Here is an 11,377-nt window from a genome sequence, read left to right on the forward strand (position 1 = left end):
GCGGGCTGGAGCGTCGGTTCTTCCACGGCGGCCGCCCAAACGCCTATCGGGCCGAGACATGAGAAGAGCAGAACCGCCACGATGCGCAGGAAGGGGCCACAGGTCATGACGCGAGCTCGTCTCAGTTGGCGACAGTCTTCGAGCAATCGAAGCGCTCCCCCCATTGACGCCTCTCGCGCGCCGAACCCGCATCTTCGAAGACCCAAAAATTTTACATCAGAACCCATCTCGAAGGAAGGGTGGCGCCGTGACCGGTCAAAGTGAGTTACTATGATCTTCGATCGATTTTCTGCTAGTATGTCGAAATCGTATCTGTGGGGGCCGAATCGTTGTTCTTGGAGAATTCAATCGCATAGCTTGCACCGACTGTTTGAGTAAAACTTTAAGTACGGGGACACGAAAATGAAAGCAGCGAATTGGCTTCTGCGCCTGTGCGCCGCGTGCGCGCTCTCGATTGGCACAGCATTGGCCTTCATGCCTTCGAAAGCCAATGCTTGCATCATTGAGGGCCTAGACGCCAACTGTTATCTTGGCGGAGTGGCCAACGGCGCGATTGTCGACACATCTCTGGACGCCCTTCACAACATTGTTGACGACATTGTTGAAGCGGATGTCGGTCCGGCCAAGGCAGCTCCGCCGGCACCAGCGCAGGCGGCGCCTTTTGGGGTTTTTGCTTCCGGCCAGCTTGCCCACACCGAACATGACGGCTTCAGGATTTCGAACAGCTTCGACACAATTGATGGACAACCTTTCGATGTCGATGAATTCTCCGCCGCCGTCAGCGTGGATTTCAATGCCGCCAAGCATTTCGGCTTCGACGATGAGCATGGGCTCAACATCGGCCTGTTTGGTGGCTATGCCTCCGCCGAGGTGGGTGTCGACGACCGCCGCTTTTCCAGCGGCGGCGATGCCACCAACAGAAGCGGGATGTTCGGCGGCTATGGACTCTATCGCCATGATACGAGTTATGCGCTGGTGGCGGCGTCCGCATTCCTCGGCAACACCGACGTCGAGAATGTGGACAGCGGCTCCGGCAACTATGACACGCAGGGCTATGCGATCACCGGGTCTATTGGACGCATCTTCAAGCTCACCGACCGGGTCCGTTTCGATCTGCGCGGCGGCTTGCTGGGCGTCACCTTCACCGGCGACGGATATGAGGACAGCTCCGGCACTGACTACGGCAAGAGCCACCTGTCCTTCGGCGCGATCAAGTTCGAGCCCGGCATCTATGCCGATTTCCAGCTTGGCAACGGCATGGTGATCAGTCCCTACGCACGGGCCGATTTCCAGCAGCGTTTCGGCTACTCCAACACGGCCAGCGTCGAGGGCGAGGAAAGCGAATTCGAGGACGCGGACTTTTCCGTGGCGCTGTACTCCGGATTCAATCTGAAGATGACGGGATCGACCACGCTCAGCACCGAAATTCGCGGCAAGTGGTCCGCGGACAGTTCGACCGTCGCCGGCAAGCTGGGCCTGAAAATCGCCTTCTGAAGACAAGGTCGGCAACGCCGGTCGTGCTGCTGCGAACTGCCCCACGGTCGGCCGCTCTATCTTGGCTGTGCGTCCGTCAAGTTGAGGCTCCCTTGATACAGGTCGAGACGCTCGCGGTCTTCCTGCAACCATTCGATCGTTCGCTGCAAACCGGTTCGCAATGTCGTTTGCGCGGTCCAGCCCAATACCGTCGCTGCGTGTCGGGTCTCGGCCTGCCAGATATCCGTGTCCCAGCCTCGATCGGGCATGCTCTGCCAATGCGGTTCAGCCTCGCAGCCGGTCACGCCATGCACGAGAGCGACGATTTCTCCCAGCGTGGTTTGCCGACCGGTGCCGATGTTGAATATTGCCCCGGGATCCGCCAGCGGGCGACTTGCCGCGATGATCAAGGCGTCGATGACGTCTTCGACCCAGACGAAATCACGCGCCGTCTTGGGGTTCGCAAGCGGCGGCCATTTCCCGACCATCGCATGGAGGAGCAGTGACGGCACGAGGCGTCGCGGCTCTTCCCACGGCCCATAGACCGAATAGAGACGAAGTGTCGGAATGCGCATGCCGGATCGTCTGGCAAGATCGCGGCAGAACGCCGTCGCCGCCGCCTTCGAGATTGCGTAGGCCCCTTCGGGCTCAGCCGGTTCGTCCTCGGACGGGGCGTGTCTCTTGCGGCCATACTCCAGCGAGGTGCCGGTGTGCACGAAAGCCTCGACATTCGCCTTGAGCGAAGCAAGCGCCAGCGTGCGGGTGGCTTCGAGGTTCGTCTTCGCGATCCTGGCCGCATCGGTCTGCCACGAATAGGCGCCATGCGCGGCCAGATGGAACACGTGGCGCGGCCGCAGTCGATGCAGCAGCGCTTCCACGGCCGAAGCATCCGTCAGATCGATGACATGCATCGAGAGCCGCGGCTGTTCTGCAGGAACACGCCAGGTCGCGAAACCAGGTCGCAGCAGGAGATCGACTTGCCAGCCCAGCGACAGGAGCCGTCGGACCAGGCTCGCGCCGACAAAGCCGCTGCCGCCGGTCACAAGGGCTCGCTGCATCTCAGCCGGGCCGCATCCTGGCGAACTCGCCATAGTCGAACACATCGAGATACTGCCAGGCGGCCTCAGCGACTTTCGCATGCTCCTCGACCGAGAGTTCCGCGGCCGTCGCGCGATTGGCTTGCGGCGTGGCGCGGCGGATCGTTCCCCAGGGATAGACTTCACGCAGCGCCAGTCCATTCCATGTCGGCGCCGACAGCGCGGCGTGATCGTCGATGCCCAGAGCGGACAGAACCGGCGCGAGAGCCTTGCGCGCGTCGGACACGACATCTTCCAGCCTCACGATGTGCACCCGATCCGGATGACGATTGCGCGCGAGCAGGGCATGGTATTGGTTCAGGCACCAGGCCCGCAGATAGTCCGACAGGCGCATCGGAACCGGCCGCTTCTTCGTATCGGCGTAGGCGGAGAACGGATTGCGCACGACATGCAGCATGTGCGCGCCGGGCATCGCGGCGAGGATCGCCTCCGAGTCCACGGTGATGATCGGACTGTACCCGACATAGACCTTCTCGCGGCCGCTGCGGTTGTAATCCTTCCAGGCGTCGAATGTGGAGCGGAAGAAAGCAGCGACGTTGTTCGCCGTGCCGCGGCCGACGGCCTCCACATGCTTGATGTATCGAGCGCAACGCTCATCGTCGTTGAAGTCGAAGGCCGTGTCACGAAACTTGCTGACATGCGGTGTGCGCGCACGCACCTTGCATTCTTCGTCGATGATCAGTTTGTAGTCGTCCACGGGAGCCGCATCGAGCGGGAAGGCCGGCCAGCGGTACTTGACCGGGAACAGAGACGTCATCGCGTCGTTGACGAGGCGCGTTCCGATCTGGGACTCGAACGGATAGACGAACATCTCCGGATGCCCGTCGAGAAAGCGGTGCGTGGTGTTTCCGCCATTTTCGTACATGGCGCCAAGCATCAGCAAGCGAAACCCGTCGGTCATCAATTCCTCCGAACATCATTCCTGGAACCGGCTTGCCAGGCATAGAACAGCGTCTGTTCCGCGCCCGGCATCCGGCGAAAGCCGTCAAATGGAAGGCGATCGATCATCCGCGACGGGACGGCCTCGATCGCGAAGATCTGGTTGCCGGCCGGCCAGACCAGGCTGGCCACGACTCGCCCGCTTTTGATATCGACCGCATGCAGCCCGCAAACGCATCTGTCCGGTTCGAGCCCCGGTGCATAGGCACGAAAGCGCGGAATGATCCGCGATGTGCCAACGATCGCGAGATTGCCGATCGCGCACAGGCCCCTGGTCCAGCCCCGCAGGCGCGCGACGATCTCGACGCTGCCATCCTGTCCGCAGCTTACGACGCTGCCGAATCCGCTGTTGGCAACCCACAAGGCATCGCTGACGAAGCGGGGGGAGTGCGGACGGGTCAATCCACGCGTCATCGGCAATCGCGTCGCGCCGCTGAAGATGACGCCGCGCCCTTCCACGGCAAATTCGATCTGGCCAGGTCGTGCGCCGACGAGATCGTCCTTGGATGCCGTGAAGCAGCTTTCGGCCAGACTCTTTCCGGCCGCGATGCCATTGAGCTGCAAATGATTGAGGCCAAAATCCGCTCCCGCGTCCCCCTCGATGCATGACGGCCACCATACACGCTGGCTGCCACCGAGCGCCGGGAATGCGACAATGGCGTTTTCACCAACAGCACTGCCATGCAGCTCAGGGCCGATCATCGCCAGATCGTGGAGATATGTGCTGCCCGGCAGGAAGCGGGCACCCGCGGGCATGAGCACGTTTCCGGCAATGCCCTTCGATGTGAGATCCCTGCGTGGCAGAAGCCCGTCCGCAGCCCGCAGCGTGTACAAGACATTCGGATTGCGTGTGCTTGCGACATGGACTTCCCCCCGTGCCGCGTCGAAGGCAATGCCCGACGGGTGCGGCAGCCTGAGGTAGCTCACCTGGGGTGATCCCGAGGCCATCGAGAGCGCCAGCAGGAGATGCTCGTATTCGCGGCTGACCAGCAAGGTGACGCCGGCCTCGGCGAGACTCTGCCACCATGGCCCCGTCACCTCGACTTCAAGCAGACTGCTGTCGATCGCTCCCGCGTCCTGCCACTGCGCCACGACGCTGGCCGGGTCACGCCAGGCTTGATGGTCGGCCTGGAAGGCGTCGTTCCCGTCGCTCAACTTTGCAACCTCATTCGCAGCGCGCCGCGATAGAGCCGCATGGCCGTGCGCCATCCGGTTGTCGAGCGACCGCCGTGTCTAGGGCCGGATGCCATGCCGAAGGGGGTGATCGCGTATCCATGGCGGCGACAGATTATGCAGAATTCGAGATCGATCAGATCGTCATCGCGCTGCAGATCCAGGAGCGCCTCGAAGCGGCGATGGAACAGTTTCGGCGTGCCGTTGATATCGCGCAGCCGCAGCCCGAAAAGCAGCCTCGCCTCGAGATTGTACAACTGCGATCCAAGCGCGCGAAGCCACGCCCGGCCCTGCTTCCGTTCGGCCTTGAGGACGCGGTCCGGCCGGCTTATGCCGGCATCCAGCGCCCGGCGCAGATCAGCTCCCGCCGTACGCGCCGAATTCGTATAGCATAGAAATTCTCCCCGGGCGGCCGCCAGGCCTGTCCTGACCGCGCGGCCCCAGCCCGCATTGTCGGCTCTCAATGTGCGCACATTGGGATAGCGGATTGCCAGCTCCGCACAGAGCGCGGCGCTGTCGTCACGCGATCCATTCTCGACGAGGATAATTTCCCACGTCACCGAAAGGCTGCGGAGAGTTGCATGATATTCCTCTATAACGGTGACGACATGGTCGGCCTGGTTATGGATGGGAAGGATGATCGACACTGTCGGGTTCATGGCAACTCAACAAATGCAGTTCCCGGGCGGCAGACGCAATCTGGTCGGCGCTCAATCCACTGCGTTCCATCAGCCAGGTCGCACTGCCGCCGCGGCCTGCGCCGGGCTGGGTTGCCGCGAGGCGGCGGAAAGGCCTCGCCAATCCGGCTTCCGCGAGAACCTCCGCCACCAAAGAACCCAGTCCTCCCGTCTGCTGGTGCGCCTCGACCGTCAGGACGGCGCTGGCATCGGCCAATGCGGTTCCCAGGTCCGCCAGCGGCGCAGGCGCAAGGCAGGGGAGGGACAACACCGTCGCCTGCACGCCGCCGCTTGCCAGCGTCTCGGCAGCGGTCATAGTTTCCGCAGCCAGAGCACCCGTTGAAATGAGCAGCACGTCGGCGCCTCGACGCATGGTCTGAGCCCGCCCGAGTTCAAATCGACCGCCAGAGATCGCGCCCTGCGGACTGTCCTTGCCCAGCCTGAAATAGACCGGGGACGGCGCCGACCACACGCAGTCCAGCGCCGCGGCGGCCTGAGGTCCATCGACCGGCGCGAGAACCATCATACCAGGCAGCGCACGCATGACGGCAATGTCCTCAAGGCTGTGATGCGTCGAGCCGCCCGTGCCGTAGTCGAAGCCGCCGCCAACACCGACGATGCGGACGGGCAGTTCGTGCGCAACCGGACCGTTGCGGATGAATTCGTAAGGCCGCAGCGTCGCAAAGGTCGCGATCGAATAGCAGAACGGAAGAAATCCGGCTTCCGCCAGACCCGTTGCGATGCCAATCATGTTCTGCTCGGCGACACCGACATTGACGAATCTGTCCGGATAGGCCTGCGCGAAGGGCTCCACGACAGAGAAGCCGAGGTCTGCGGTCAGCAACATGATGCGCGGATCGCGCGCGGCGAGTTCGCAGAGCTTGGCGATGAACTCGCGCCTCACTGCAGCGCCTCGCTCTCCGCCAGGGCGATGGCAAAGTCTTCGTCCGACATCGGCAAATAGTGCCAGCGCACCTGGCGCTCCATGAAACTCACACCGCGCCCCGACACGGTCCGCGCCAGCACCACCAACGGCTCCTGGCGATGCGGACGCAGCGCCTCGCGAACCGCCGCTGGCGCATGTCCATCCACCTCCCGGACCGTCCAGCCGCAACTTGCCCAGTGTTCCGGCATCCGTGCCTGGTTCATGATCTCGGCGGTCGGGCCAAGCGCCTGCTGTCCATTGACGTCAACGACGACAATCAAATTCGTGAGCCGATGATGCCCGGCAAACATCGCCGCTTCCCAGGTCGATCCTTCATTGCATTCCGCATCGGACAGCAGCACATAGGTGCGGCGGTCCTTGCCGAGCAGGCGCGCGGCGAGCGCCGATCCGACGCCGATCGACAGGCCAAGGCCGAGCGAGCCGGTCGAGAAGTCGACGCCTGGGAGGTGATGGGTCGGGTGCACGCCCAGGCGGGAATCATCGGCGCAATAGCTTGCCAGTTCGGCGCGGCTTAGCCATCCGCGCAAGAACAGGGCGGCGTAGAGCGCAAGCGCCGCGTGCCCCTTTCCCATAACGAAACGATCGCGATCCGGATCGTCCGGTGCGTTCAGTCGCATGGCTCCGCCATAGAGTGCTGCGAGAAGATCCACCACGGACAGGGCCGAGCCAATGTGCCCGACATGGGCGCGATGTGATTCTTCAAGGATCAGCTTGCGCAGCGCCCGCGAACTCAGGATTTGCTGGTGAGCGAGCGCCGGATCAGGCTCCATGACAGCCCATGGCGTTCATGCTAGTGGTCGACATCATGCGATTGGCCTCTCGTATGATCCGATACACTAGCGCATTCTTCGCCGATCTTGGAAGGCGGCCTGTACTTCTCCTTTGTTTGGGAATTCTGCTCGCCTGGCTGATGGCGGGTGTTCCATTCATGAGATTCGGCGTCCCGACTGGTCTGTGGGGCGATCGTACTTTCCTGCTGCTTCACGGCAGGCTATTTCTCGACTGGCCGCATATTTTTCGAACGGATGCGGTGGGTTTTCCCGATCGGCTGGATCTGCTCGGCTTTCCTTTCACCGACCTTACCGAACGCGTCGTGCAATTTCTGACCACTCGCCTGACCGGCGACGTGATCGTTGGCGCCAATGTATATTTCGTCATCATCGTCGCGGTGAACTTCGCGGCTGCCTTCTGCGCTCTGCGCAGCTTTCAGATACGGCCCTGGTGGTGCCTCGCGGGCGCTTTCGCTTTTGCGTTCATTCCCTATTTCGCAGAGCGTTCGACCGGGCATGACTATCTCGCCGCCTATTATGCGGCGCCGCTTGCGTTCCTGATCCTGCCTCGCATTGTCACGGCCGTTCGCAATCGGTCGCCGACCGGCATGGTCAAGGATCCGGTCACGCTCGCATGCTGCATGGTTATCGCCACGTCCGGAATCTACTACAGCTTCTTTTCCCTGCTTACCTGGGGTTTTGTCGGGCTGGCCCTGGCCACGCAGGAGCGGGACTGGCGCTATCTGCCGGCCATGGCACTGCCGGCTGGCGTGACGCTGGCCGTGCTGGTGCCAATCCTGGCGTTCTTCGTCGCGGTCACGCCAGGCGACGCTGGCTTCCCAGCAAGAACAGCAGCCGACCAGCCGCTCTATGGTTTTCGTATCTCCGACGTGATCATCGGGCTGGAGCCATTCGGCGTCGCGCGGAATGCACTGCGTGATTACATGGCCATCCGCGGCAAGACCGAGGGGACGGACGCCTGGCCTGGCCCCGTCCTGTCCGCTTTCGCATTGCTGGCCGCCCTGTTTGGTTCATTGCTGTTGCGAAGGCGCGGTCCTGGTGTCCGGCTGGCCTACGGAGGCCTGACGCCGACATTGAACGCATATCTCGTCTTCTGCATGATCTATTGTGCGCCCTTCGGTCTGGGATTGATCTTCAATCTGTTGATCAGGCCGGAGATCCGCGCACAGAATCGCATCGCGCCGTTCTTTGCATTCGCGGCGCTGCTGGTGTTCTTCGGGTTATGGCAGCGGGTGGTGCTCCGGCTGCGATCAAGGTTCGGCCGTTCGATCGGCGGCGTGACAGCCGCGGTAGCTCTCGTTGTCCTGGTGCTTGTGAACAGCATTGGCAGCTTTGCGCTGTTTGCCCGACAGCAGCACGCCTTGCAGCGCCAGCCGGCTTTTGCCACGGAGATGACAAGCATCCGCGCGACTTTGGCGGTGGCGGATTCTGAAGGGCTGCGGCGGATTCTCCAGCTGCCGATGGCGGCCTGGCCCGAAGCGCCCACGATCCGCGGCTTCGAGCCCTACAACCATTTATTGCCCTTTGTCTTCAGCGCTCCGGGCAGTTCCAGGCACTGGAGTTACGGCGGCTCGCGGGGAAGCGAAAATCTGTCACACCTGCAACTCCTGCTGAAGACCGCAGACTCGCCCTGCGCCCTGGCCGAACTGTCAGCCGGCTACAATTTCGACGCGGTGCTGGTGGATCGCCGCGGCTACGACGCTACCGAGCTCGCGGCATGGGACAGCCGGCTGAGCGCGGTCGGCGCGCGGCTGGTCAGTGACGACCCGCTTCGCCGCCTGTATCGCTTGCCCAAGTCGGACTGTTCGCAGCCTCTGTTGCTTTCCGATCGATGGCTCAGCGCCGCCGCCGGCGGTGAGCTGGAACCGCTTCTCGATCGAGGATGGTATTCGCCGGAGGCCTGGGGCCGTTGGGGCAGGGACAAGGCGCAGCGCATACTATTGCCCAACCGCGACCTGGGCAGCCGCGGCGTTGTCATCGATCTCCGGATCATGCAGCTTGCCGACAAGGACGGCCGAATTCCGCGCGTCGAAGTGCGCGTCAACCAAACCCCCATCACCACGATCAGCGTTGCACGGTCCATGCAGCCGGAAGAGCATCGCATCGTCATTCCCCGTATGCTCCTGCGGCAGTCGGGCTTCACGACGATCGAGTTGAGGCCTGAGGCCTCCGTGGCTGCATCGAGGGTGACGCCTGAAGACAAAAGGTTGCTTGGGCTTGGTTTGATTGCAATGCGCGTGGCGCCATCGATCCAGTAAGGCTCGACCATAGGGCACCGGCCATTGGCGCGGTCCGTTGGGGCAGGCCATGGACGAATGGCCAAGCCTGCCTTTCGCAAGCAAATTCGAGCTGTGTTTAAGTAAGCGGCTACTTTTTCTGCCGGGCCCACCTGGTCGCTTGCTCCGCCTTGTCAAGCGCAAGGAATGGCAGCAAGACCAACAGCATGGCGGCGACGGCAACGAGATTTGCCGCGTCCTCGATCACGCGAATGACGACTTTCACAGCTACTACCCCTCCCGACATAGTAATAGCCGAAATCGACCTCAACCTCAAGATGTACGGTTGAGCGTGGTATTGCCTTGGCCGGACAATTCTGGCGTCGGAGTGGGAGACTTCCCGTCAGGCGGTAACACAAATCGGCGCATGGCCAGCCGCCTCAGCCCGCGGCGGGATCGAACTGATCCGAGCGAGAAGCTTCCATGTCCTCGTGCGCGGGAGCGGTGGTCAGGTCGCGGCTGTATTGCCGTGGCGAGCGGCCTATGACCCGCTTGAAAGCGGTGCTGAAAGCGCTTTCGGACTCATAGCCGAGTGACGTCGCTATGGCCGAGATGGGATCATCGCTGTTCTCCAGCCTGTCGCTGGCCAGCAGCATGCGCCAGCGCGTCAGGTAATCCATCGCCGGCACGCCGACCGTTTCCCTGAACTTCAGCGCGAAGCTCGACCGCGACATGCCGGCGCGCGCGGCCAGTTCCTTCAGCGATGCGCCGGATCCTCGTGGATGGCGCCGATTGCCGCGCCCGGACTGCCCGGCAGTCGCCAATTCCATGCAGTGGGTCCGCCGGCGGCCCGAGGTGGCCGGTAGCGAAGCGGGTTGTCTTTGGGATATCATTCGACCTCGCGTAGCTGGCAGGTCAATAAAGCGCCGGCTAATATGAGGGGCGCCCGCCGCGAGGGTGATTCCGGATCGAGCAAGGCACGCGCATGGAACCCGATGAACCCAGACGAGAGCGTCGCCTTCACCAACGTGAGATTGTCCTGAAGGAGGCCACGATCGTCGCGGGTCCTGACAACCCGGCGATCGGCTGTTCCGTCCACAATCAGCATGAAAGAGGGGCCGAACTGCGCGTTCCTGCCGACGCCTTCGTGCCGGAGCGTTTTCTCCTGCATGTGCCTGACGATGCGGCCACCTATCAAACGGTGGTGCGCTGGCGAAGGAAGGAGCGGCTTGGCGTCCAGTTCTACGGCGCACCCAACCCCGCCAAGAGCTGACCGGTTATTCCATGAAGTCCCGCCTTCCTGGTTCTAAGCCGGGCCGGTTTGGTTAGGAGCGCATTGCTGTCTCGCAGCAACGAGGTGACGTCACCCTTTGAGCAGCGATGAAAGATGTGCAGGCTGACTGTCGGAGCAGTGCTTGAAGGACGCGAGAGCGATCGACCCGAACGATAAAGCGCCGGATGCTCGGCTAACGGGTCGACGAACGAAAGTTGCCCTGGCGCGTATGGCGCGCCGCAATTGGCATAGGCCAAGGCTTCCGTCCCATCGGAACAAATGGGTTTGCTGTGGGGTTTCAAGCGAGGGAAGAGCGCTGATGCCAAACCAGACCAAAGAGCGGCCCCCGCCGAAGCCAGATCCGAAAGAGGCGCAAGTCCGGCCTCATGACAAGGACGCGCCAGAACCTCAGCATGTTGATCCGCCTCCGCGAGATGTCCGAGAGGCGCCGGTTCCAAATCCAAACGGCGATAAGAAGCCTTGACCGCCGGCACGCGGCGAAAATGGCTGCTGCCTCACGGCGGCGGGCTTTCTCTTTTGGGACGGGTTGCCGTTATGGCAAGGTCCGTTTTGCTTGTTAAGTATTTGGTTTTATAGACAACTTGGCGGAGGGAGTGACCGTCACATGCGAAGGCCTAAGTTTCTGTAATCGCTTATGATTATTTTTGCCTGAACAGTAAGATACCCCGTAAACTACCCGGTCCATGTCTTGTTGCCCGACTGCAACAGGCCGGACGGCACATGCACAGTAATCGGCGTCTGTCAAGAAAAAAGACTTGCATTTAATACGGT

At 62.2% G+C, this 11,377-nt stretch carries 11 protein-coding genes and 1 pseudogene; 3 read left to right on the forward strand and 9 right to left on the reverse strand.

All coding sequences use genetic code 11. From position 1 onward, the window contains the following. Positions 1–510 precede the first annotated feature (510 nt). A complete protein-coding gene (locus EN781_RS34305; protein ID WP_189347533.1) occupies positions 511–828 on the reverse strand; it encodes a hypothetical protein in 318 nt (105 codons plus the stop codon). Here EN781_RS34305 and EN781_RS13025 point away from each other — a divergent pair. Next, entirely contained in the window at positions 784–1,494 is a 711-nt protein-coding gene (locus EN781_RS13025; protein WP_189347536.1) for an autotransporter outer membrane beta-barrel domain-containing protein, read from the forward strand. The genes EN781_RS34305 and EN781_RS13025 overlap by 45 nt on opposite strands. A gap of 56 nt (positions 1,495–1,550) precedes the next feature. Here EN781_RS13025 and EN781_RS13030 read toward each other — a convergent pair whose 3' ends face one another. From EN781_RS13030 to EN781_RS13055, 6 genes are read right to left on the reverse strand one after another with little or no spacing between them, the layout of a single operon-like run. Further along, on the reverse strand, positions 1,551–2,516 hold the full coding sequence (locus EN781_RS13030) for an NAD-dependent epimerase/dehydratase family protein (RefSeq protein ID WP_189347538.1): 966 nt from the start codon (positions 2,514–2,516) through the stop codon (positions 1,551–1,553). A 16-nt stretch (positions 2,517–2,532) separates the two neighbouring features. Further along, complete coding sequence (locus tag EN781_RS13035) at positions 2,533–3,447, reverse strand: sulfotransferase (protein ID WP_245492593.1); 915 nt, start codon at positions 3,445–3,447, stop codon at positions 2,533–2,535. Positions 3,448–3,470: 23 nt separating this feature from the next. Further along, a complete protein-coding gene (locus EN781_RS13040; protein ID WP_189347540.1) occupies positions 3,471–4,664 on the reverse strand; it encodes a DUF4915 domain-containing protein in 1,194 nt (397 codons plus the stop codon). After that, entirely contained in the window at positions 4,661–5,341 is a 681-nt protein-coding gene (locus tag EN781_RS13045; protein ID WP_126054554.1) for a glycosyltransferase family 2 protein, read from the reverse strand. The genes EN781_RS13040 and EN781_RS13045 overlap by 4 nt, the downstream gene beginning before the upstream one ends. Continuing rightward, entirely contained in the window at positions 5,304–6,263 is a 960-nt protein-coding gene (locus tag EN781_RS13050; RefSeq protein WP_210211269.1) for a transketolase C-terminal domain-containing protein, read from the reverse strand. The genes EN781_RS13045 and EN781_RS13050 overlap by 38 nt, the downstream gene beginning before the upstream one ends. Then, on the reverse strand, positions 6,260–7,075 hold the full coding sequence (locus EN781_RS13055) for a transketolase (protein WP_126054555.1): 816 nt from the start codon (positions 7,073–7,075) through the stop codon (positions 6,260–6,262). The genes EN781_RS13050 and EN781_RS13055 overlap by 4 nt, the downstream gene beginning before the upstream one ends. 158 nt (positions 7,076–7,233) lie before the next feature. On the opposite strand from EN781_RS13055, the gene EN781_RS13060 reads away from it, so the two are divergent. Continuing rightward, entirely contained in the window at positions 7,234–9,354 is a 2,121-nt protein-coding gene (locus EN781_RS13060; protein ID WP_127400047.1) for a hypothetical protein, read from the forward strand. A 109-nt stretch (positions 9,355–9,463) separates the two neighbouring features. Here the strand turns inward: EN781_RS13060 and EN781_RS35810 are convergent, their stop codons facing one another. Together EN781_RS35810 and EN781_RS13065 are read right to left on the reverse strand one after the other, a co-directional pair. Then, positions 9,464–9,598 (reverse strand): hypothetical protein, encoded by a 135-nt coding sequence (locus EN781_RS35810; protein WP_281034370.1) that lies wholly within the window; start codon positions 9,596–9,598, stop codon positions 9,464–9,466. A 154-nt stretch (positions 9,599–9,752) separates the two neighbouring features. After that, a pseudogene (locus tag EN781_RS13065) lies at positions 9,753–10,114 on the reverse strand (AraC family transcriptional regulator); the annotation flags it as partial. Positions 10,115–10,297: 183 nt separating this feature from the next. Here EN781_RS13065 and EN781_RS13070 point away from each other — a divergent pair. Beyond that, a complete protein-coding gene (locus tag EN781_RS13070; RefSeq protein WP_126054557.1) occupies positions 10,298–10,585 on the forward strand; it encodes a PilZ domain-containing protein in 288 nt (95 codons plus the stop codon). The last annotated feature ends 792 nt before the right edge of the window (positions 10,586–11,377 follow it).

The sequence above is a fragment of the Mesorhizobium sp. M4A.F.Ca.ET.090.04.2.1 genome, from assembly GCF_003999085.1.
GTDB lineage: Bacteria > Pseudomonadota > Alphaproteobacteria > Rhizobiales > Rhizobiaceae > Mesorhizobium.